The following is a 20750-nucleotide window of genomic DNA, read 5'->3' on the forward strand; positions in this document are numbered from 1 at the left end:
CCGTCAGCTCCACAGGTCGCCGAGTTCGGACAGCGAGTTCCAGCCCAGGTAGAGGGACAGCAGCCAGGCGGCGGCGCCGAGGGCGAGCAGCCAGGCCGGGTACCGGTAGCCGCCGAGCAGGTCGCGGCGGCGCCCGGCGGCCCACAGCAGCACCGCGAGGCCGAACGGCAGGATCAGCCCGTTGAGCGCGCCCGCGAGGATGAGCAGCTTGGCCGGCGCGGTGCCGATCGCGAGGTAGATGCTCGCGGAGACGAGGATGAACGCCACGACCAGGCGGTTGCGGTGCCGTTCGACGAACGAGGAGAACGAGACCAGGAACGACACCGAGGTGTAGGACGCGCCGATCACCGAGGTGATCGCGGCCGACCACATGATCAGCCCGAAGACGCGCAGCCCGGCCTCGCCGGCGGCGTGCTCGAACGCCGACGCCGGGGCGTTCTCCTTGGCGAGCGTGAACCCGCCGGCGACGACGCCGAGGACGGCGAGGAACAGCAGCACCCGCATGACGCCGGTGACGAGGATGCCGGTGACGGCGCTGCGGTTGATCTCCCGGACGTGCCCGGCGCCGGTCAGCCCCGACTCGATCATCCGGTGGGCGCCCGCGTAGGTGATGTAGCCGCCGACCGTCCCGCCGATGAGGGTGGTGATGATCAGGAAGTCGAGGGTCTCGGGCGCGACGCTCTGCTTCAGCGCGTCGCCGAGCGGCGGGTCGGACACGATCGCCACGTACAGCGTCAGCAGGATCATCGCGCCGCCGAGCACGACGACGATCCGGTCCATCGCGACGCCCGCGCGGCGGATCAGGAAGATCGCGATGGCGACCAGCGCGGACAGCCCGCCGCCGATCTTGACGTCCAGGCCGAGGAGTGCGTTCAGCCCGAGCGCGGTGCCGGCGATGTTGCCGATGTTGAAGACGAGCCCGCCGAAGACGTCGAGGGCGGCGAGGCCGTAGCCGGCGCCGGGCAGCACGCGGTTGCCGAGCTCCTGGGCCCGCATCCCGGACACGCCGACGACGCGCCACACGTTCAGCTGGATCGCGATGTCCACCAGCACGGACACGACGATCGCGAACGCGAACGCGGCGCCGATCTGGGCGGTGAACACGGTGGTCTGGGTGATGAAGCCGGGGCCGATGGCGCTGGTGGCCATCAGGAACATGGCGCCGATCAGCGCGCCGCGGCGGGAGGTGACGGGTGGTGCCGGGGTCGTGTCGAGGGTGGTCCGGTCCGTCATGGAGGTGGCCCTTCCGGGGGTCGGCATTTCCGTCAGAGTAGAGATTGTTCAACAATCCATCAATCCCCTTGTTGAGAGATTTTCCGCGCGATGGGATACCCTGGCCCTCACACCTGCGGGAGGGCGGTCGATGGCGGAGTCCTGGCTGGACGAGATCGCGGCGGCGCGGCACGGCCTGGACCGGTCGAGCACCGCGGCGCGGGTCGCCGACCTGCTCCGCGAGCAGATCACCGACGGGCGCCTGGTGCCCGGCGCGCGGCTCCCCGAGGAGGACCTGTGCCGCGCCGTGAAGGTGTCCCGCAACACGATGCGCGAGGCGTTCCGGCTGCTCGTCCAGGAGCGGCTGCTCGTCCACGAGTTCAACCGCGGCGTGTTCGTGCGCCGCGTCACGGCCGACGGCCTCGCCGACCTGTACCGCGTCCGGCGGATCCTGGAGTGCGAGGGGGTGCGCTGCGCCCCGGACGCGCCGCGCGAGGCCCTCGCCCGGCTGGAGGCGGCGGTGCTGGACGGCGAGCGCGCCGCCGCGGCGGGCCGCTGGGCCGACGTGGGCACCGCCGACATCCGCTTCCACCAGGCCCTCGCCGCGCTGGTGGGCAGCCCCCGGGTGGACGAGATGATCCGGCACCTGCTCGCCGAGATGCGGCTCGTCTTCCACGAGATGGGCTCGCCGCGCGAGTTCCACGAGCCGTACCTCGCCCGCAACCGGTCCCTCTGCGAGCTGATCGCGCGGGGCGACACCGCGGCGGCCGAGCGCGAGCTGCGCTCCTACCTGGACGACGCGGAGGCGCAGCTCACGAAGGCGTACCGCGCGGCGGAGTGACCGCGCCCGCTACCGGCGTCCGATCACTGGGGCGCGTAGTTCATCACGTGGTCGTGCAGGAGCTGCGGCGCCTCCGGGTCGCCGCGGCGGAACGCCTCGATCAGCTCCGCGTGCTCCGCCGACTTGGAGTAGATCTCCGTGTGGTGGAGGCGCAGGGACAGGGTCGTCCACAGCTCGATGCCGAGGCCCTCCCACACCGAGACGAGCAGCCGGTTCCCGGCCGACTCGACGATCTCGCGATGGAACGCGATGCTCAGCCGCAGCTGCTCCTGCAGGTCGCCGTCCCGCGCGGCGCGGGCCAGCCGGTCGTTGCGCTCCTCCAGGGCGTCCACGCAGCCGGCCAGGCTGGGCAGCGCCAGCTCCACGGCGGTCCGCTCCAGCCCGGCGCGGACGGGGAAGATCTCGGCGAGGTCGCGTTCGGTGAAGTCGCGGACGCGGGCGCCGCGGTTCGGCAGCGACTCGATCAGCCGCTGCGCCTCCAGCTGGCGCAGCGCCTCGCGGACCGGCCCCTGGCTGACCCCCAGCTCGGCGGCGATGCGGCGCTCGACGACGCGTTCGCCCGGCTCCCACCGGCCCGAGCTGATGCCCTCCACGATGAACTCCCGGATCTGGTCGGCGAGTCCGGTGCGCAGCAGCTGGGCGGGCGGGTTCACGAAACTCGATCGTAGCGCCACGATGGGTAAGTACCTCGTGATGGGGTAGGCGAATCCTGACTCCGTGGAATATGATCGATCATAGATCAACGATGATCGGGAGTGCTGTGGCGATCCTACGGCGCTGCCCCGGACAGAGGAAGGGTCGCCGATGGCTGAGACCGTCAAGGCCGCTCCGGCGCGAGGCCGGAGAACGCGCGGCGGCAAGGGCGCCGAGCCCGAGGCCGCCGCGGCGCCGCCGAAGGTCCCGGCGGAGGACGCCGAGACGCTCGTCGGCTACTACCGGCAGATGCTGCTGATCAGGCGGTTCGAGGAGCGGGCCGCCCGCGCGTACACCGAGGCGAAGATCGGCGGCTACTGCCACCTGAACCTCGGTGAGGAGGCCACGGTCGTCGGGCTGCTGGCCGCGCTGCGCCCCACCGACTACCTGTTCGCGAACTACCGCGAGCACGGCTACGCGATCGCCAAGGGCATCGGCGCCGACCGCGTCATGGCCGAGCTGTACGGGCGGTCCACCGGCGTGTCCAAGGGGTGGGGCGGGTCGATGCACCTGTTCGACACCGAGACGCGGCTGCTCGGCGGGTACGGCATCGTCGGCGGCCAGCTGCCGCTCGCGACCGGCGCGGCGCTCGCCGTCTCCTACAAGGGCGGCGACGAGGTCGTCATGTGCCAGATGGGCGACGGGACGGCCGCGATCGGTGCGTTCCACGAGTCGCTGAACATCGCGGGCCTGTGGGACCTCCCCATCGTCTTCGTTGTGATCAACAACGGCCTGGGTATGGGCACCAGCGTGGAGAAGTCGTCCGCCGAGCCCGAGCTGTACAAGCGCGGCGCCGCCTACCGCATGGAGAGCGCCCGCGTGGACGGCACCGACGTGGTCGCGGTGCGCGACGCCGCCCGCGCCGCCGTCGAGCGCGCCCGGTCCGAGAGCAAGCCCTACCTGCTGGAGACGCTCAGCCCCCGGCTCAAGGGCCACTCGGTCGTCGACCCGGCCCGCTACCGGAGCAAGGAGGAGAAGGACGCGCTGAAGGCCGCCGACCCCCTCGCCAAGATGGCGCTGGACCTGGAGGAGGCCGGGATCCTCTCCCACGAGGAGCGCGAGCGGCTCGACGAGGAGGTCACGGCCGAGGTCGACGCGGCGGCGAAGTTCGCCGACGAGAGCCCCGAGCCCGAGGTCTCCACGCTGTTCGACTACACCTACGCCACCCCGGTCCCGGGCGACCTCCGCCGGTTCCCCGCCGACCCCGTATTCCGTTCCTGAGAGGCACCCCCATGGCAACCCTGACCTACCGCCAGGCCCTCCGGGACACGCTCCGCGCCGAGATGCTGCGGGACGAGAACGTCTTCCTGATGGGCGAGGAGATCGGGCTCTTCGAGGGTTCCTACAAGATCACCGAAGGGCTGCTGAAGGAGTTCGGGCCGAAGCGGGTCCGCGACACCCCGATCGCCGAGGAGGGGTTCGTCGGCGCCGCGATCGGCGCCGCGATGCTCGGCCTGCGCCCGGTGGTGGAGATCATGACGATCAACTTCTCGCTGCTGGCGCTGGACCAGATCGTCAACCACGCCGCGAAGATCTACGGGATGTTCGGCGGGCAGTCCAGCGTCCCGATGGTGATCCGCACGCCGGGCGGCGGCGGGCAGCAGCTCGGCGCCACGCACTCGCAGAACGTCGAGCTGTTCTACTCGTTCATCCCCGGCCTGAAGGTGATCGCGCCGTCCACGCCGGCCGAGGCGTCCGCGATGCTGAAGGCCGCGATCCGCGACGACGACCCGGTGCTGTTCCTGGAGAACCTCGCGCTCTACAACACCAAGGCCGAGGTGCCCGGCGAGATCGAGGACATCGAGCCCGCCGAGATCGGCCGCGCCGGCGTCACCCGCGAGGGCACCGACATCACGATCATCGGCTACTCCCGGATGGCCCGGGTGGCCGGCGAGGTCGCCGAGAAGCTCGCCGCCGAGGGCGTCTCCGCCGAGGTCGTCGACCTGCGCAGCCTCCGCCCGCTGGACCGGCAGACGATCGTGGAGTCCGTCCGCAAGACGCACTGCGCGGTCGTCGCCGAGGACGACTGGCTCACCTACGGCATCGGCGCCGAGATCGCCGCGACGATCCAGGAGGGCGCGTTCGACTGGCTGGACGCCCCGGTCCGCCGGGTCGCGATGGCCGAGGTGCCGCTCCCCTACGCCAAGTCCCTGGAGTCGGCCGCGCTGCCGTCCGCCGAGTCCCTGCTCACCGCCGTCCGCGACACGCTCCGCGCGACGGGCCGTGCCCTGGAGAACGCGTCATGACCGACATCCTCATGCCCCGCCTCTCCGACACCATGGAGGAGGGCGTCATCAGCTCCTGGCAGAAGAAGCCGGGGGACGAGGTCGCGGTCGGCGACGTGATCGTCGACATCGAGACCGACAAGGCGGTCATGGAGTTCGAGGCCTACGAGGCCGGCGTGCTCGAAGAGATCCTGGTCCCCGAGGGCGAGTCCGCCGCGATCGGCGCGCCGATCGCCCGGATCGCGCCGGCGGGCGGCGCCAAGCAGACCGCCCCGGCGGAACCGGCCGGCGAGCCGGAACCGGAACCGCGGCCGGAGGCCGAGGCCGAGCCCGAGGCCGCCGCACCCGAGAGCGAGCCCGCGGCGGAGCCGGCGTCCGCCGCGCCCGCGGCACGGGCGCCGGAGCGCTCCGCGGCCACCCGCCCGCCGTCGTCGCCGCTCGCGCGGCGGCTGGCCCGCGACCACGGCATCGACCTGGCGACGCTGACCGGCTCGGGTCCGGGCGGGCGCATCGTCCGCGCCGACATCGAGGCCGCGATCCGCGGCGGCGCCCCGGCCAAGGCCCCCGCCGCCCCGGCCGCCGCCCCGGCCGCCGCCGCGCCGTCGGCCCCGCCCGCCCAGGCGCGCGCGGAGGACGCGGACGTCGAGGCCGTCCCGCTCAACCGCTTCCAGAAGGTCGCGGCCAAGCGGCTGTCCGAGAGCAAGCGCGAGGCGCCGCACTTCTACCTGAACCGCGAGGTGGACGCCGAGGCGCTGCTGGCCTTCCGCAAGACGCTGAACGAGGCGCTCGCCCCGGAGAAGGTCAGCGTCAACGACCTGATCGTGAAGGCGGTCGCGACCGCGCTGCGCGAGCACCCGGCGGTGAACGTCTCCTACACCGAGGAGAACCTGCTCTTCCACAAGCGCGTCAACGTGGGCATCGCCGTGGCGGTCGAGGACGGCCTCATCGTCCCGGTCGTCAAGGACGCGGACCGCAAGAGCGTCTCGCAGATCGGCCGGGAGGCGCGCGAGCTCGCCGGCAAGGCCCGGGAGGGCAAGCTGACCCTCAACGAGATGAGCGGCGGCACGTTCAGCGTCAGCAACCTCGGCATGTTCGGCGTCGACTCGTTCTCCGCGGTGATCAACCCGCCGGAGGCCGCGATCCTCGCCGTCGGCGCCGTCCGCGACCAGCCCGTCGTCCGCGACGGCGAGGTCGTCCCCGGCAAGCGCATGGCGGTGACCCTCTCGGTCGACCACCGCGCCACCGACGGCGCCACGGCCGCCCGGTTCCTGGACCACCTGGCCGGGCTCCTGCAGAACCCCCTCCTGATCGTGGCGTAGGGAGCGCCCGGAACGTGACGCGGCCTCCGGCGATGTCGAGCCGGAGGCCGCGTCCATGCGCGTCCCGCCGCGGGGACCGGGAGGCCCGCGCGGACGCGGTCCCTCAGGCGAGCTTGTAGAGGACCGGCATCGCCTGCGTGTCGTTGGCCCGCAGGTTGGCGCGGACGAAGGTGAGGAAGCTCGGCTTCGTGAACTGGTGCACGGCGAAGCGGGCGAGGCCGTGGTCCCAGCGCGCGTGGTTGACCAGCGCGTAGGGGGCGTCCCCGATCGGCTGCAGCAGGGTGGAGTTGTCCAGGCCGGTCTCGGCGGCGTACCAGCCGGCGAGGTGCTCCCACAGCCCCGCGGCGACCTCGGGGTCGTCCGCCTTGAAGTGGTTGAACAGGAACAGGCCCTGGCGGGTCTTGTCGACGTCCCCCATCCGCTTGACGTTGCGGAGCGTCGTGACGCGGACCTTCCCCGCGGCCTCGATGAGCCGCCCGTACTCCGGCGTGTTCCGCACGTCGCCGATCGTCTCGGGCGTGGTCGTCTCGATGAGGACGACGGCGTCGAACCGGGGCGCTCCCGGGATCGGCGGCATCAGCACCGCGCGGTACACGGTGGCCTTCACGACCGCGCCGAGTTCTTCGAGGCGGGCCGCGTGCGCCTTCAGCTCTGCCAGCACCTTGTCGCGGCGGGCGCTGCGCCGGACGAACGGGGCGCGGCCGGGCGGGTCGACGGCGGCTCCGATGTAGACGTAGCCGTACGGGGCCGGTTCGCGCAGCGCGGCGCGGGGATATTTCGTGCTCGGGTTGCGGATCGTGACGGTCATCACCGATCCCCCCTCGATCGTTGAATACGTGCTCGTTCCAGCCTGGGTGAGTGCTCACTCAGATGTCAAGTGGCCGTATCCGGCCATCGGGCCGGCGGACCGATCAGATCGGGGCCGGCGCGCGAAGCAGAGGCGGGCATGGCGAAGAGACCGGTCGATCCGGCGTCGCGGCAGACCTGGCCCAGCGCCGATGGAAACGGCGCCGCCGCGGCGGGCATCCGGGGACCGGCAGGGGACTCAGAATGCCGACAGTCCAGACGTCCAGGGCGCGGGTCGCCGCGCTGGCCGCCGCCGCGGGCCTGCTGCTCGCCGGCGGGTTCGCGGGGCTCGCGCCGGAGCCGGGCACCGCGTCCAGCCACCGCGAGGCGCCGCTCATCTCCGGGCAGCCGCAGTACGACAACACCGACGTGTACGCGTTCGTCAGCCCGGACAAGCCGGACACGACGACGCTGGTCGCGAACTTCATCCCGTTCGAGGACCCGGCGGGCGGACCGAACTTCTACAAGTTCGCGCGGGACGCCCGGTACGACCTCAACGTCGACAACGACGGCGACTCGCTCCCGGACCTCACCTACCGGTTCCAGTTCCACGACCGGCTGAAGAACGCGAACACGTTCCTCTACAACACCGGTCCCGTGACGAGCCTCGACGACCCGGACCTCAACTTCACCCAGACCTACGACCTGACGCTGATCCGGCGGGTGGACGGGAACGTGCGCGGCGTCCACAAGCTGGCCGACGACGCGCCGGTCGCGCCGTCCAACGTGGGCAAGGCGTCCATGCCCGACTACGGGACGCTGCGCGCGCAGGCGGTCAAGCGGGCGGGGAACGGCACGCTGTCGTTCGCCGGGCAGGCCGACGACCCGTTCTTCCTCGACCTGCGGGTGTTCGACCTGCTGTACGGGGCGAACCTGAAGGAGGTCGGCAACGACACCCTGAGCGGCTACAACGTCAACACGGTGGCGCTGCAGGTGCCGACGCGGCACCTGGTGAAGGGGCACGACCCGGTCATCGGGGTCAACTCGACGGTCTCGCGGCTCACCGCGTCCGGCGAGTACGTCCAGGTGTCGCGGCTCGGGAGCCCGCTGGTGAACGAAGTGGTCATCCCGCGCGGCAAGAAGGACGCGTTCAACGCGTCCACGCCCTGGCAGGACGCGCAGTTCGCCGGGTTCGTCACCGACCCGGAGCTGCCGAAGCTGATCGAGAAGATCTACAAGATCCCGGCGCCGCCCGGGCCGCGCAACGACCTCGTCCAGGCGTTCCTGACCGGCGTGCCGGGGCTGAACCAGCCGGCGCACGTCCGGCCGGCCGAGCTGCTGCGGCTCAACACCTCCGTCAAGCCGGCCGCGAAGCCGGACCGGCTCGGCGTGCTCGGCGGCGACAACGCCGGCTTCCCGAACGGGCGCCGGCTCACCGACGACGTCGTCGACATCGCGCTCCAGGCCGTCGAGGGCGAGCTGCTCGGTACGAAGAACGACCTCGGCGACGCCGTCAACGCCAACGACGTCGGGTTCGAGAAGACGTTCCCGTACGTCGCGCAGCCGCATTCGGGGTCGGACGTGCGCGGCGCGAGGAAGCCCGCGGCCAAGGCGTCCGGGGCGTCCGGGAAGAGCGGCGGGCGGGTGAACTTCCTCAACGCGGGCGCGGTCGAGGACACCTCCGGCTCCGGCGGCTCCGGGCCGCTGTCCGTGCTGCCGGTCGCGGCGCTGTCGGGCGCGGGCGCGTTCGCGCTGACCTGCGGGCTGCTGTGGTGGCGGCGCCGGCGTCCCGCGGCGGGAGGGCCGGAGAACTGATGCGCCCCCTTCTCACCGGGGTCTCGGCCGCCGGGCTGGTCGCGGCGCTGACGCTCGGATCGGCGGTCGTGCTCGGCCGCCCGTCCGGCGCGCCGGCGGCGGCCCGGCCGGCCGGGGCCCCGGCCTCCGGCGTCGCGGGGCTGCAGGCGCGGCTCCGCGAGCAGCCGCACGACGCGGTCGGCTGGGCCTCGCTGGGCGCCGCCTACGTCGAGCGGGCGCGGGTGACCGGCGACCCGGCCTACTACCCGAAGGCCGGCGAGGTGCTGCGGCGCTCCCTGGCCGAGGAGCCCGGGAACGACGCCGCGCTCGCCGGGCTCGGCGCGCTCGCGGCGGCACGGCACGACTTCCATGGAGCGCTGCGGTACGCGGACCGGGCGCTCGCGGCGAACCCGTACGGGCAGCGGGCCGCCGCCGTCCGGGTGGACGCGCTGGTCGAGCTGGGCCGGTACGGCGGCGCGCTCGCCGCCGCCCGGCGCGCCGACGCCGTCCGCCCCGGCGTCCCGATCTTCACGCGGCTCGCGTACGTGCGGGAGCTGCGCGGCGAGGTGCGGGAGGCGCGCCGCGTGCTGGGGCTGGCGCGCGCGTCCGCCACCGAGCGCGGCGACCTCGCCTACATCGCCGTCCAGCTCGGCGAGCTGGCCTGGAACGACGGCGACCTCGGGCGGGCGGGACGCGAATACGCCGAGGCGCTGCGCCTGTCGCCCGGCCAGCTCGCCGCGCTGGACGGGCGCGCCCGCGTCCGGGCCGCGCGGGGCGACACCGCGGGAGCGCTCACCGACCGGGCCGAGATCGTCCGGCGGCTGCCGCTGCCGCAGTACCTGGCCGAGTACGGCGAGCTGCTGGAGTCCGCGGGACGCCGGGACGAGGCGCGGCGCCAGTACGCGGTCGCGGCGGCGTGGACGCGGATCGCCGAGGCGAACGGCGTGGACGCCGACCTGGAGACCGCCCTGTTCGAGAGCGACCACGGCGACCCGGAGGCCGCGCTGCGGGCCGCGCGGGCCGAGTACGCGCGGCGGTGCCCGGGGCGCGGCGTCCGGCAGTGCAGCGTGCACGCGGCGGACGCGCTGGCCTGGGCGCTGCACGTCAGCGGCCGGGACGCGGAGGCGCTGCGCTACGCGCGGCAGGCGACGGGGACCGGATACCGCCGCGCGCGGTTCCGCTTCCATCTGGGCGTCATCGAGAAGGCGCTCGGCATGCGCGCCGCCGCACGCCGCGACCTGGCCGGGGCGCTGCGCCGCAACCCGCGGTTCTCCCCGCTGTGGGCGCCCCGGGCGAAGGCCGCACTGGACGAGGTGGGAGGCACCCCGTGATCGCCGCCCTGGTCGCCGCCGGGCTGCTCGCCGCGCATCCCCTGGGCAACTTCACCGTCAACCGCTACGACGGGCTCGTCGCGGCCCCGCACGAACTGCGCGTCGACCACGTCGAGGACCTCGCGGAGATCCCGGCCGCGCAGGCCATGGCGGACGTGGACTCCGACGGCGACGGGCGCCCGTCCGCGGCCGAGCTGTCCGATTGGGCGGCCGGATCCTGCCGGCGGGCCGCGTCGTCCATGCGCATCACGGTGGACGGGCGCGCCGTGCCCGCGTCCGCGGCGTCCGCGGCGGCGACGGCGCCGCGCGGGCAGGCGGGGCTGCCGACGCTGCGGCTCGAATGCCGGATCACCGCGCCCGCCGGGCCGGGGGCGATCTCCTTCCGGGACGGCGGCGCGCAAGGCCGCATCGGCTGGCGGGAGATCACCGCGCGGGGCGACCGGATGACGCTGTCGGCGTCCGACGTGCCGGGCTCGTCCCGCAGCCGGTGCCTCACCGCCTACCCGGAGGACATGCTCGCCTCCCCGCCCGACCGGCGGTCGGCCGCCTTCACCGCGCGGCCGGGCGGGCCGCCGCTCACCGACTCCGCGTCCGGCGGCGGGCCTGAGGCGCTGCTGCCGCGCGGCGCCGACGGGCTCACCCGGCGCTTCACGTCCCTGGTGGCCCGGCACGACCTCACGCCCGGGTTCGCGGCCCTGGCGTTCCTGATCGCGCTGGTGCTGGGCGCCCTGCACGCCCTCGCTCCCGGCCACGGAAAGACGATCATGGCGGCGCACGCGATCGGGGACGGGCGCCGCCGCACCCGGGACGTCCTCGCGCTGGGCCTCACGGTCACCCTCACCCACACGGCGGGGGTCCTCGCCCTCGGCCTCCTCGTGGCGACCGGGGCGCTCGCCGCCCCGGACGCCCTGTTCCCCTGGTTGGGGGCGGCGGGAGGCGTCCTCGTGACGGCGGCGGGAGGCGTCCTGCTCCGCCGCGCCCTGCGCGACCGCCGCCACGCCCACCACGGACACGGACACGGACACGGGCACGGACACGGGCATGCGCACGGGCACGGACACGGGCACGGACACGGGCACGGACACGGGCACGGGCATGGACACGGGCACGGGCATGCGCACGGGCATGCGCACGGGAGTTCGCGGCGCGGCGGGGTCGTGTTGATGGGGCTGGCGGGCGGGATGGTGCCGAGCCCGTCGGCCGTGGTCGTGCTGGTCGGCGGAGCGGCGATCGGGCGGGCGTGGTTCGGGGTCGTGCTCGTCCTCGCGTACGGGCTCGGGCTGGCCGCCGCGCTGGTGGCGGTGGGTCTGCTCGTGGTCGGGTCCGGGCGGGCGCTGCTGCGGCGCATTCCGGCCAGGCGGCTGCGGCTCCCAGGCGGAATGATGCCGATAGGGACGTCCGCGACCGTGGTCGTCCTCGGGCTCGGGCTCACCTTGCGGAGCCTCGTCCCATGAGGTCCGATCCGGGGCCGCGCCCCATGCGCAGTGCCGGAGGGGCGGGCCACCGAGGGGAGCGCGGCATGCCGGCAGAGACCAGGCCGCCGGGCGGCGGCACGGTGTCCGCGCACGACGCCGGCCTGCTGCTCGGCCGGACGGCGCGCGGCGACGAGCGCGCGTTCGAGCTGCTCTACGACGTGGCCGCGGCGCCCGTGCACGGTCTCGCGCGGCGGGTCGTGCGCGACCCGGCGATGGCGGAGGAGGTGACGCAGGAGGTGATGATCGAGGTGTGGCGGTCCGCGGCCCGGTACGACCCGGAGCGCGGCGGCGCCATGGCGTGGATCATGACGATCGCGCACCGCCGGGCCGTCGACCGGGTGCGGCGCGAGCAGAGCGCGGGCGCCCGCGAGGCCCGGGCGGCCCACGCGGGGGCGGGCGGCCCGCACGATCCGGTGGCCGAGCGGGTCGAGGCGCGGCTGGAGCACGAGCGGGTGCGGCGCTGCCTGGGGGCGCTGACGCGGCTCCAGCGCGAGTCGGTGACGCTCGCCTACTACGGCGGCCACTCCTACCGCGAGGTGGCCGAGCTGGTCGGGGCGCCGCCGAACACGGTGCGGACCCGGATGCGGGACGGCCTGATCCGCCTGCGCGACTGCCTGGGGGTGGCACGGTGACCGAGGATCCGCACACCCTCGCCGGCGCGTACGCGCTCGACGCGATCGACGACGCCGAGGAGCGGCGGCTGTTCGAGGCGCACCTCGCCGGGTGCGAGACGTGCGCGGCCGAGCTGCGCGAGTTCCGGGCGACGGCGGCGCGGCTGGGCATGGCGGCCGCCGAGCCCCCGCCGCCGCGGCTGCGCGGGCGGGTGCTGGCCGACATCCGGAACGTGCGGCAGCTTCCGCCGCGGACCGCCCGGGACGGCGCCGGCGTGCGCCCGATCCGGCCGCGGCGGTGGCGGCGCGCGGTCGCCGCGGGGCTGGCGGCCGCCGCGTGCCTGGTGACGGCCGCGTCGGTCGGGGTCGCGGTCCGCGAGCGGCAGCGGGTGGAGCGCACGGAGGCCGCGTACCGGGACGTCGCGTCGGTCCTGTCGGCGCCGGACGCGCGGGCGGCGACGGGCCGCGCCGCGGGCGGCGGGACCGTGACGGTCGTCGCGTCCGCGTCGCTGGGCCGGGTGGTCGTCGCGTCGTCCGGGCTGCGGGCGCTGCCGCCGTCGCAGGCGTACCAGCTGTGGCTGATCGACGCGGGCGGCCCGCGCTCGGCGGGGCTGCTTCCCGAGGACCGGACGCGCCCGGTCGTCGCCGGGACGTGGCGTCCGTCCGACAAGGTGGGCGTCACCGTCGAGCCGGCCGGGGGCTCCGCGCGCCCGACGACGGCGCCGCTGGTCCTGCTGAGCCCCGCCTGACCACTTGTCGTCGCTCTGACGATATGTGATCATTGCCGCATGTCGGTGCATGTCCCGCTGGGCCCGCTGCTCGATCCCGCCTTCCACGTCGGGTCGGTCCCCACGACCTGGGCGGAGCTGCTCGGCTTCGCGACGGGCGCGGTGAACGTCTGGCTCGTCGTCCGGCAGAACATCCTGAACTGGCCGATCGGCATCGCGAACGTGATCCTGCTCGGGCTGGTGTTCCTGGACGGCGGCCTCTACGCCGACTCCGGGCTCCAGGTCGTCTACGTGGCACTCCAGGCGTACGGGTGGTGGGTGTGGCTGTACGGCGGGGACGGCCGGGACGCGCTCCCGGTGCGGCGGACGCGGCCCGCCGAATGGGCGGCGCTCGCCGCGGCGGGCGCGGCCGGGACCGCCTTCCTGACCTGGGCGCTGTCCGTCTGGACGGACTCGACCGTGCCGTTCTGGGACGCCCTCACCACCGCGATCTCGCTCATGGCCACCTACGGGCAGTCGCGGAAGCTGCTGGAGTCGTGGTGGCTGTGGATCACCGCCGACCTGGTCTACATCCCGCTGTACTTCTACAAGGACCTGAAGCTGACGAGCGTCCTGTACGTCATCTTCCTGACGCTGTGCGTCTTCGGGCTGCTGGCGTGGCGCCGCGACCTGCGGGCCCGGGCCGGCGCACCGGCGGTCGCGGCCGCGTGAGGTACGCGCACGGCCTGGTGATCGGCAAGTTCTATCCGCCGCACGCCGGGCACCACCACCTGATCGACACCGCGGCGGAGGCGTGCGCCCGGGTCAGCGTGGTCGTCGCGGCCTCCACCGTGGAGAGCATCCCGCTCGCGCTGCGCACGGCGTGGCTGCGCGAGGTGCACCGGCAGCCGCACGTCGAGGTCTTCCCGGCGGTGGACGACGCGGAGATGGACTTCGAGTCCGACGAGATCTGGGCGGCGCACGTCGCGGCGTTCCGGGCGGGCCTCGCGATGCGGTCGGGCCTCGGGGTGCCCGTCCCGCCGGTCGACGCGGTGTTCACGTCGGAGGCGTACGGGCCGGAGCTGGCCGGACGCTTCTCCGCCGCCCACGTGGCGGTCGATCCGCCGCGCGACCGCTTCCCGGTCAGCGGCACGGCCGTCCGGGAGGACCCGGTGGCGAACTGGGAGTTCCTGTCGCCGCCCGTGCGGGCGTACCTGGCGCGGCGGGTCGCGGTGGTCGGCGCCGAGTCGACCGGGACGACGACGCTGGCCCGCGCGCTGGCCGCGCACTACGCGGCGAAGGGCGGCGTGTGGGCCGCGACCCGGTGGGTGCCCGAGTACGGCCGGACCTACACCGAGGAGAAGCTGGCCGCCGCCCGGCGCGCCGCCGGCGACCCGTCGCTGTGGCTGGACGACCTGGTGTGGGAGCCGGCGGAGTTCCTCCGGATCGCCGAGCGTCACGCGGCCCTGGAGGACGCGGCGGCGAGGTCGGGGTCGCCGCTCCTGGTCTGCGACACCGACGCGTTCGCCACCGCCGTCTGGCACGAGCGCTATGTCGGGACTCCGGCGCCCGAGGTGGAGGCCGTCCACGAGCGCGTCCCGCACCATCTGTGGATCCTGACGTCGCCGGAGGGCGTCCCGTTCGAGCAGGACGGCTGGCGCGACGGCGAGTCGATCCGGCCGTGGATGACGGGCCGCCTCCGGGAGGAGCTCGCGAAGCGGGACCTGCCGCACATCACGGTGGCAGGCCCGCACGAGCACCGCCTGGCCGCCGCCGTCGCGGCGACCGACGCCTTGCTGGCCGGGGGCTGGACCTTCAGCGAACCGCTGAAACCCTAGCCCGCGGCCCCCGTCATTCGACCAGCAGGAGTTCGGTGACGTAGAACTCCCGGATGTCGGCGACCACCAGGTATTCGGCGATCCCCCGCACGCCGTCCTTGAGGGAGAAGGAGTAGTGGACGCCGGCGGTGTCCAGCGGCAGCCCCGGGGGCGGGAGCCCGGCGTCGATCGCCTCGCCGCCGTGCTTCGCCAGGTCGCAGAGCTGCCGGTCGACGACGTGCTCCACCCGCTTCGGCATGGCCAGAAGGACGTTGACCACCTTCTCGGTGCAGAAGACGGTCCATCCGCGACCATGGACGGTCACCCGGCGTCCTCGCGGCGCTGCAGCCTGCGCTGGACCTCCGAGAGCGGCACCAGGTCGCGGCCCGCCCGCGCGTCGGCGAGCCGCTTCTCGCGGCCCGGGTCCTGGGCGAGCACGGCCTGCCCCCACCAGACGAGCATCACCTCGTCGAGGTCGGCGTCGGACTCGGCCGCCTCGACCTGCTCGACGAACAGCGCGCGCTTGTCTTCGGGCAGCCGCTCGCCGATGCCCTCGACCGTCCGCGGGACCTCGCCGCCGGGACCGGGGAACGGCGGGGAGGGCTCCAGCGGTTCTGCGCTCATGTCGCTCCCGTCCGTCGTGTCCGTCCCCGCTCACCCGTACATCCGGGACCCTACAACCGCCCGCCGACAGGACGGCGGATCATGTCGCGCGGCGCGGCGCCGCACTCGCCGCGCCGCGGTCGAGGCGGAAGAGGTCCTCGTCGATCCGGTCGAGGGCGAGCCGGACGGCGCCGAGGCCCACCGACTCGTCCCCGAGCCGGGAGCTCTCGATCCGGACGGGCGCCGGGCACAGCGGCCGCACCCGGCGCCGCAGCTCCGCGACCAGCGGGCCGCCGGAGCGGGCCAGCGGACCGCCCACGATGATCATCTCGGGGTCGAGCGCGAGGGCCATCGCCGCGACGCCCCGCGCCATCCGCGCGGCGAGCGCGTTCACCAGGGCCGCCGCCTCGGCGTCGCCGCGGGCCGCCGCGTCCAGGACGCGGGCCGCCCGGTCCAGCGAGGCGTCCCCGCCCAGCGCCGCCGCGGTGTCGCGCAGCCCCATCTCGGGCAGCATCCCGATCTCCCCGGCGGCGCCCCAGCGGCCCCGGTGCAGGCGCCCGCCGATCAGCGCGCCCGTCCCGGTGTGCAGCGCGGCGTACACGCACACGACGTCGTCGGCGTCGCGGGCGGCGCCGCGCCACCGTTCGGCCAGCGCGGCGAGGTTCGCGTCGTTCTCCACCAGGACGGGGCAGCGGAACGAGCGGCCCAGCTCGCGCCCGAGCCGGACGCCCTCCCAGCCGGGCACGGCGGTGCAGGACGTGACCGTCCCGTCCGGCGCGACCACGCCGGGGGTGCCGGCCCCGACCGCCCACAGCGACCGCCGGGGTATCCGCACCGCGCCGAGGCAGGCGCTGACCGCCGCGCGCACCGCCGCGATCCGCTCGCCGGGCGTGGCGCGGACGTCCAGCGCGGCGCCGTGCCCGCCGACGACCTCGCCGGTGAGGTCCGCGACCAGGAGCCGCACCCGGTGCGCGTCGATGTCGATGCCGAGGGCGTGCCCGGCCTCGGCGCGGAACCGGTAGCGGCGGGCGGGGCGGCCGATCCCGGCGCCGGGACGCGGGGCGCCCTCGGCGACCAGCCCGCGGCGGATCAGCTCCCCCAGCACGCCCTCGGTCGTGGGCCGGGACAGCCCGACCCGCCCGGCCAGTTCGGAGAGCGTCGCCTCGCCGCAGTCGCGCAGCTCCCGCAGCGTCGCGGCCGAGTTGAGGCGGCGGAGCACGGACGGGTCTCCCCCGTGCAGCGGATGTTGCGACACGGCACCTCTCGACGCGATCGACCACGCTTGCGTTATGCCGTGCGCGACTCGGCAGCGCCAACGATAGCCAGGTCAGCGCGGGTGATCGAGACCGCGGGCGGCTCCGCGCGCCCGATGGCCGGAGCCGGACCGCCGGTCAGTCGTCGTCGTAGGTGAGGCCGTAGCCGAACGGGAACAGGGGCTTCTTGCCGTCGCCCTTGTTGATCGGCTCCTGGTCGCTGCTCCGCATCCACGTCACCGGCAGCCTGCCCCGGGGGTCGGCGTCTCCGTACAGGACGTCCGCGACCCCCGCCCCCTCCGTGCCGGGCAGCCAGGCCGCGACGAGCGCGTCCCATCCGGGCAGTTGCCCGGCGATGTCGAGCGGGCGGCCCGACACCAGCACCACGATCAGCGGGACGCCGGCGGCCTTCAGCCGGTCGATGGTCTTCAGGTCGGTGTCGTCCAGCTTCAGGTCGCCGGTCCGGTCGCCGTGGTACTCGGCGTACGGGGTCTCCCCCACCACGGCGATCGCCGCGTCGTAGGACGAGTCGATGCCGGTGCCGTCCTTGCTGTAGGTGACGGTCGCGTCCGGGTCGGCGGCCTTGCGGATGCCGTCCAGGATCGTCGTGCCCGGCGTGATCGGGCCGGGCTCGCCCTGCCAGGTGATCGTCCACCCGCCGGACTGCATGCCGATGTCGTCGGCACTGCGGCCGGCGACGAACACCTTGTCGTCGTCGTCGAGCGGGAGGACGCCGTCGTCGTTCTTCAGCAGCACCTGCGACTCGGCGACCGCCCGCCGCGCCAGCTTCCGGTGCGCGGCGTCGCCGACCGTCTTCAGGTGGCCGCGGTCGGCCAGCGGCTTCTCGAACAGGCCCAGCTCGAACTTCTTCGTCAGGATGCGGCGGTTCGCGTCGTCGATGCGGGACATGGGGACGGCGCCGTCCTTCACCCCGTCCCGCAGGTAGTCGATGAACCGGCGCCACTCGGCCGGCACCATCACCATGTCGATCCCGGCGTTGACCGCGGCCGCGACCTCGTCCTTGGTGAACCCGCGCTTCCCGTCGATCTCGTCGATGCCGTTGTAGTCGGACACGACGAACCCCTTGAAGCCCAGCTCGCCCTTCAGCACGTCCGTGATCAGGTAGCGGTTCCGGTGCATCTTCAGCCCGTTCCACGAGCTGTAGGAGATCATCACCGCGCCGACGCCGCGCTTCACGGCCGCGGCGAACGGCGGCAGATGCACCGCGCGCAGCTCCTTCTCCGAGATCTTCGCGTCGCCCCGGTCGTCGCCGCCCTCGGTTCCGCCGTCCCCCACGTAGTGCTTCGCCGTGGCCAGGACGGACGTGGGGCCGCCCAGCTCGTCCCCCTGCAGCCCGTCGATGATCGTCGTCATCATCGACGGCAGCTCGGGCACCTCGCCGAACGACTCGTACGTCCGCCCCCACCGGTCATTGCGGGCGACGCACACGCACGGCGCGAAGTTCCAGTCGACGCCCGTCCCGGCCATCTCCTCCGCGGTCGCGGCGCCGATCTCGCGCACCAGCGCGGGGTCGCGGGTCGCGCCGAGCCCGATGTCGTGCGGGAAGATCGTCGCGCCGACCATGTTGTTGTCGCCGTGCACCGCGTCCACCCCGTACATGATCGGGATGTGCAGCGGCCCGGCGAGCGCGGCCCGCTGGAAGCCGTCGTACATGTCCGCCCAGCCGTCCGGGGTGTTGGGGTCGGGCGCCGACCCGCCGCTGGACAGCACCGACCCGATCCGGTACCGGGTGATCTCGGCCGGGGTGACGTACCTGCGCTCCGGCTGCGTCATCTGGCCGAGCTTGTCGTCCAGGCTCATCCGGTCGAGCAGGTCGTCGACCCGGTCCTCGACGGACAGGTGCGGGTCCAGGTAGGGGGCGGGGCCGGGGTCCGCCCGGACCGGCCCGCCGTAGGCGGCGAGCACCAGCGCCGCCAGCAGGCCGAGGGCCGGCAACCGGTACCGCGTCGGGTGCAGGGAGGAGGTGTGCATGCGGAAGGCTTTTCCAGCGTTGATCAAACGCAACGCAACCGGAAATCAGCGCATGGGCAATATCTGCCGCGCAGCACAGGACAAAGGGCCCTCGATCGGGATCGAACCGACACCTCCAGGACCACAACCTGGCGTGCAGACCACTACACCACGAAGGCCGTGTCTCCGGCAGGAATCGAACCTGCGGCCTCCGGGTCCGCAACCCGGCGCGCTCTCCACTGCGCCACGGAGACTTGTCATCGCGTGCCAGGTGCAGGAATCGAACCTGCCTCCTGCGGGTTATGAATCCGCCGGACACACCAGCGTCCTCACCTGGCGCGGAGGGTGCGAGATTCGAACTCGCGCAGGGATGACCCTGACCACGGCTTAGCGGGCCGCTGCCTTTCCACTCGGCCAACCCTCCGGGAATGCAAAAAGACCGCCCGAGATCTCGGGCGGCCTGCGTCAGGACGTGCTGCTCACGTCTCCCGACGGCACCCGAGACCGGAAAGGCTGCTGCTGTGCATTCGATGGCGACGCATCTTCCTCCTCCTTCCGGTCTCGTTCCGTACAACGCCCATGGTGCCCGGACGGTTCCCGCCCCGGCAACCCTTTTATCGGCTGCTCGTCGAAATCGGCCCCTCTGGCCACCGATTCCCAGGCCCGGAACTCATCTGCTTCGCGCCGTCCGGCATGGCGCGCCACTGCGCCCGCCCCGGCCTGGGTGCCGCTCACGGACGTGGAGCCGCTGCGCGTCGCGCTCGCCTGGAGCCGCGACGGCCCGCTCGTCCGGGCGTTCGCCGCGCTGGTCCGCGATCCCGCGGACGTCACACGGTGGTGCGCGGCGCCTCCAGGGCCGCGCTCAGCGCGCGCAGCGCGTGGTAGACGCGGACCTTGACCACGTCGACCGGCACCCCCAGGGAGGCGGCGGCCTCGTTGACCGACCGGTCCCGGAAGACCGTCTCGGTGAGGATCTCGCGGTGCGCGGACGGCAGCGCCTGGAAGGCCCGGGCGACCACCGCGGGGCGCATCCGCCGCCCCGGCATCCCGGGGACGAACGAACCGGTGTCTTTGCCCATTCGCAGTGCCACGCCGCAAACCTCGCACCCCGGGGCCCCTCCCGCCCCCTCCTTATGCCCGCTTTAAGGAAGCGTTGAGGGTGGGATTCAGTGGGGGCGGGTGAGGGGCGCGCCGGAGGCGAGGAGGGCCAGGGCGGCGGCGCCGTAGAGGCCGGCGTCGCGGTCGAGGGCGGTGGGGGTGACGTGCAGGTCGCGGAGGTGGGGCATGCCGGCGCGCTCGGCGATCGTCTTGCGGAGCGGGTCGAGGAGGAGGTCCCCGGCGGCGGCCACGCCGCCGCCGATGACGACGTCGCGGATGTCGAGGACGGCGGCGGTGCCGAGGATGGCGGTGGCGAGGGCGCTCGCGGCGCGCTGGAAGGCGGCGAGGGGGACGCGGGCGCCGGCGCGGGCCGCGGCGGCGAGGGCCTTGGCGTCGGGGCGGCCGGTGGCGAGGGTCCAGCCCTGGGCGAGGGCCCACCGGACCATGCCGGGGCCGCAGGCGATCGTCTCCAGGCAGCCGCGGGCGCCGCACACGCACGGATCGCCGCCGGGGTCGATGGGGACGTGGCCGATGTGGCCGGCGTTGCCGGTCCGGCCCGTCCAGGGGCGGCCGTCGATGATGAGGCCGCCGCCGACGCCGGTGGACACGACGACGCCGAGCAGGGACGAGCCGGAGTGGCCGCCGCGCCACCATTCGCCGAGGGCCATGCACTGGGCGTCGCCGGCGAGGGAGACGGGCACGCCGGGCACGAGGCGCTGGACGGCGGCGACGAGCGGGTAGCCGCGCCAGCGGGGGATGTTGAGCGGGCTGACCGTGCCGGCGGCCGCGTCGATCGGACCCGCCGAACCGATCCCCACGCCGGTGACGGACGGGTCGGCGAAGTCGGCGACGAGGCCGCGGAGGGTGGCGGTGGGCGACTGCCCGACGGGGTGCTCGGCGCGGTCGAGCAGCGCGCCGGAGGCGTCGACGCGTGCGACGGCGAACTTGGTGCCGCCGATGTCGAGGGCGAGGACCGTCATGACCCGATCCCCGGGAGCACGCGGTACAGCGTGC

The 20750-nt window shown here is 74.1% G+C and carries 20 protein-coding genes and 4 tRNA genes; 11 read left to right on the plus strand and 13 right to left on the minus strand.

The features are described from left to right. Nucleotides 1-3: 3 nt before the first annotated feature. Nucleotides 4-1233, minus strand: coding sequence for an NRAMP family divalent metal transporter (locus tag ACIWVC_RS00600; RefSeq protein WP_396445320.1), 1230 nt, complete (start codon nucleotides 1231-1233; stop codon nucleotides 4-6). A 130-nt stretch (nucleotides 1234-1363) separates the two neighbouring features. On the opposite strand from ACIWVC_RS00600, the gene ACIWVC_RS00605 reads away from it, so the two are divergent. Next, a complete protein-coding gene (locus ACIWVC_RS00605) occupies nucleotides 1364-2053 on the plus strand; it encodes a GntR family transcriptional regulator (protein WP_396445319.1) in 690 nt (229 codons plus the stop codon). Between the two features lie 23 nt (nucleotides 2054-2076). Here the strand turns inward: ACIWVC_RS00605 and ACIWVC_RS00610 are convergent, their stop codons facing one another. After that, entirely contained in the window at nucleotides 2077-2706 is a 630-nt protein-coding gene (locus tag ACIWVC_RS00610; RefSeq protein ID WP_396445318.1) for a GntR family transcriptional regulator, read from the minus strand. 151 nt (nucleotides 2707-2857) lie between these two features. Here ACIWVC_RS00610 and pdhA point away from each other — a divergent pair, with 151 nt between their 5' ends. The 3 genes from pdhA to ACIWVC_RS00625 are packed head-to-tail and all read left to right on the plus strand — an operon-like array spanning nucleotide 2858 to nucleotide 6290. Further along, nucleotides 2858-3967 (plus strand): pyruvate dehydrogenase (acetyl-transferring) E1 component subunit alpha, encoded by a 1110-nt coding sequence (gene pdhA, locus ACIWVC_RS00615; RefSeq protein WP_396445317.1) that lies wholly within the window; start codon nucleotides 2858-2860, stop codon nucleotides 3965-3967. Nucleotides 3968-3978: 11 nt separating this feature from the next. Then, on the plus strand, nucleotides 3979-4992 hold the full coding sequence (locus ACIWVC_RS00620) for an alpha-ketoacid dehydrogenase subunit beta (RefSeq protein ID WP_396445316.1): 1014 nt from the start codon (nucleotides 3979-3981) through the stop codon (nucleotides 4990-4992). Beyond that, on the plus strand, nucleotides 4989-6290 hold the full coding sequence (locus tag ACIWVC_RS00625; protein ID WP_396453708.1) for a dihydrolipoamide acetyltransferase family protein: 1302 nt from the start codon (nucleotides 4989-4991) through the stop codon (nucleotides 6288-6290). The genes ACIWVC_RS00620 and ACIWVC_RS00625 overlap by 4 nt, the downstream gene beginning before the upstream one ends. 103 nt (nucleotides 6291-6393) lie before the next feature. On the opposite strand, the gene ACIWVC_RS00630 is transcribed toward ACIWVC_RS00625, so the two are convergent. Beyond that, the gene (locus ACIWVC_RS00630; RefSeq protein WP_396447174.1) at nucleotides 6394-7098 is read right to left on the minus strand and encodes a hypothetical protein; all 705 of its coding nucleotides are present in this window, start codon (nucleotides 7096-7098) and stop codon (nucleotides 6394-6396) included. Between the two features lie 242 nt (nucleotides 7099-7340). On the opposite strand from ACIWVC_RS00630, the gene ACIWVC_RS00635 reads away from it, so the two are divergent. From ACIWVC_RS00635 to ACIWVC_RS00665, 7 genes are all read left to right on the plus strand, one after another. Then, nucleotides 7341-8891, plus strand: a complete 1551-nt coding sequence (locus ACIWVC_RS00635) for a DUF4331 domain-containing protein (RefSeq protein WP_396447173.1) — start codon at nucleotides 7341-7343, stop codon at nucleotides 8889-8891. Next, nucleotides 8891-10201 carry a hypothetical protein gene (locus ACIWVC_RS00640; protein WP_396447172.1) on the plus strand — a complete coding sequence of 437 codons (1311 nt, stop codon included), beginning with the start codon at nucleotides 8891-8893 and terminating at the stop codon, nucleotides 10199-10201. The genes ACIWVC_RS00635 and ACIWVC_RS00640 overlap by 1 nt, the downstream gene beginning before the upstream one ends. Next, on the plus strand, nucleotides 10198-11655 hold the full coding sequence (locus ACIWVC_RS00645) for a High-affinity nickel-transporter (protein ID WP_396453709.1): 1458 nt from the start codon (nucleotides 10198-10200) through the stop codon (nucleotides 11653-11655). The genes ACIWVC_RS00640 and ACIWVC_RS00645 overlap by 4 nt, the downstream gene beginning before the upstream one ends. 65 nt (nucleotides 11656-11720) lie before the next feature. After that, the gene (gene sigK, locus ACIWVC_RS00650; protein WP_396447170.1) at nucleotides 11721-12308 is read left to right on the plus strand and encodes an ECF RNA polymerase sigma factor SigK; all 588 of its coding nucleotides are present in this window, start codon (nucleotides 11721-11723) and stop codon (nucleotides 12306-12308) included. Continuing rightward, nucleotides 12305-13036, plus strand: coding sequence for an anti-sigma factor domain-containing protein (locus ACIWVC_RS00655; protein WP_396447169.1), 732 nt, complete (start codon nucleotides 12305-12307; stop codon nucleotides 13034-13036). Before sigK ends, ACIWVC_RS00655 begins: the two co-directional genes overlap by 4 nt. A gap of 39 nt (nucleotides 13037-13075) precedes the next feature. Next, complete coding sequence (gene pnuC, locus ACIWVC_RS00660) at nucleotides 13076-13726, plus strand: nicotinamide riboside transporter PnuC (RefSeq protein ID WP_396447168.1); 651 nt, start codon at nucleotides 13076-13078, stop codon at nucleotides 13724-13726. Beyond that, nucleotides 13723-14832 (plus strand): AAA family ATPase, encoded by a 1110-nt coding sequence (locus ACIWVC_RS00665; protein WP_396447166.1) that lies wholly within the window; start codon nucleotides 13723-13725, stop codon nucleotides 14830-14832. Before pnuC ends, ACIWVC_RS00665 begins: the two co-directional genes overlap by 4 nt. A gap of 13 nt (nucleotides 14833-14845) precedes the next feature. Here ACIWVC_RS00665 and ACIWVC_RS00670 read toward each other — a convergent pair whose 3' ends face one another. The 10 genes from ACIWVC_RS00670 to ACIWVC_RS00715 all read right to left on the minus strand — a co-directional run bounded on the left by ACIWVC_RS00670 (nucleotide 14846) and on the right by ACIWVC_RS00715 (nucleotide 20716). Then, nucleotides 14846-15136: a hypothetical protein gene (locus ACIWVC_RS00670; protein WP_396447164.1), complete on the minus strand. Its 291-nt coding sequence runs from the start codon at nucleotides 15134-15136 to the stop codon at nucleotides 14846-14848. Continuing rightward, nucleotides 15133-15435, minus strand: coding sequence for a hypothetical protein (locus ACIWVC_RS00675; protein WP_396447163.1), 303 nt, complete (start codon nucleotides 15433-15435; stop codon nucleotides 15133-15135). Before ACIWVC_RS00675 ends, ACIWVC_RS00670 begins: the two co-directional genes overlap by 4 nt. Nucleotides 15436-15514: 79 nt before the next feature. Beyond that, nucleotides 15515-16669: an ROK family protein gene (locus ACIWVC_RS00680; RefSeq protein WP_396453710.1), complete on the minus strand. Its 1155-nt coding sequence runs from the start codon at nucleotides 16667-16669 to the stop codon at nucleotides 15515-15517. A gap of 136 nt (nucleotides 16670-16805) precedes the next feature. Next, nucleotides 16806-18659 (minus strand): glycoside hydrolase family 3 protein, encoded by a 1854-nt coding sequence (locus tag ACIWVC_RS00685; RefSeq protein WP_396447160.1) that lies wholly within the window; start codon nucleotides 18657-18659, stop codon nucleotides 16806-16808. An 86-nt stretch (nucleotides 18660-18745) separates the two neighbouring features. Then, a tRNA-His gene (locus ACIWVC_RS00690) sits at nucleotides 18746-18817 on the minus strand. Between the two features lie 2 nt (nucleotides 18818-18819). Then, nucleotides 18820-18892, minus strand: a tRNA-Arg gene (locus ACIWVC_RS00695). Nucleotides 18893-18903: 11 nt separating this feature from the next. After that, nucleotides 18904-18976: transfer RNA gene (locus tag ACIWVC_RS00700), tRNA-Met, on the minus strand. A 1-nt stretch (nucleotide 18977) separates the two neighbouring features. Beyond that, a tRNA-Ser gene (locus ACIWVC_RS00705) sits at nucleotides 18978-19062 on the minus strand. A gap of 403 nt (nucleotides 19063-19465) precedes the next feature. Continuing rightward, complete coding sequence (locus ACIWVC_RS00710) at nucleotides 19466-19729, minus strand: sigma factor-like helix-turn-helix DNA-binding protein (protein WP_396447159.1); 264 nt, start codon at nucleotides 19727-19729, stop codon at nucleotides 19466-19468. Between the two features lie 75 nt (nucleotides 19730-19804). Then, complete coding sequence (locus tag ACIWVC_RS00715) at nucleotides 19805-20716, minus strand: ROK family protein (protein ID WP_396453711.1); 912 nt, start codon at nucleotides 20714-20716, stop codon at nucleotides 19805-19807. Nucleotides 20717-20750: the final 34 nt, after the last annotated feature.

Source organism: Actinomadura sp. (assembly GCF_044508335.1).
Lineage (GTDB): Bacteria > Actinomycetota > Actinomycetes > Streptosporangiales > Streptosporangiaceae > Spirillospora.

Coding starts and splice junctions, on each gene's coding strand:
- sigK (WP_396447170.1), top strand. CDS start 11,721: ATGCCGGCAGAGACCAGGCCGCCGGGCGGCGGCACGGTGTCCGCGCAC.
- ACIWVC_RS00640 (WP_396447172.1), top strand. CDS start 8,891: ATGCGCCCCCTTCTCACCGGGGTCTCGGCCGCCGGGCTGGTCGCGGCG.
- ACIWVC_RS00620 (WP_396445316.1), top strand. CDS start 3,979: ATGGCAACCCTGACCTACCGCCAGGCCCTCCGGGACACGCTCCGCGCC.
- pdhA (WP_396445317.1), top strand. CDS start 2,858: ATGGCTGAGACCGTCAAGGCCGCTCCGGCGCGAGGCCGGAGAACGCGC.
- ACIWVC_RS00685 (WP_396447160.1), bottom strand. CDS start 18,659: ATGCACACCTCCTCCCTGCACCCGACGCGGTACCGGTTGCCGGCCCTC.
- pnuC (WP_396447168.1), top strand. CDS start 13,076: ATGTCGGTGCATGTCCCGCTGGGCCCGCTGCTCGATCCCGCCTTCCAC.
- ACIWVC_RS00600 (WP_396445320.1), bottom strand. CDS start 1,233: ATGACGGACCGGACCACCCTCGACACGACCCCGGCACCACCCGTCACC.
- ACIWVC_RS00625 (WP_396453708.1), top strand. CDS start 4,989: ATGACCGACATCCTCATGCCCCGCCTCTCCGACACCATGGAGGAGGGC.
- ACIWVC_RS00630 (WP_396447174.1), bottom strand. CDS start 7,098: ATGACCGTCACGATCCGCAACCCGAGCACGAAATATCCCCGCGCCGCG.
- ACIWVC_RS00635 (WP_396447173.1), top strand. CDS start 7,341: ATGCCGACAGTCCAGACGTCCAGGGCGCGGGTCGCCGCGCTGGCCGCC.
- ACIWVC_RS00675 (WP_396447163.1), bottom strand. CDS start 15,435: ATGAGCGCAGAACCGCTGGAGCCCTCCCCGCCGTTCCCCGGTCCCGGC.
- ACIWVC_RS00715 (WP_396453711.1), bottom strand. CDS start 20,716: ATGACGGTCCTCGCCCTCGACATCGGCGGCACCAAGTTCGCCGTCGCA.
- ACIWVC_RS00605 (WP_396445319.1), top strand. CDS start 1,364: ATGGCGGAGTCCTGGCTGGACGAGATCGCGGCGGCGCGGCACGGCCTG.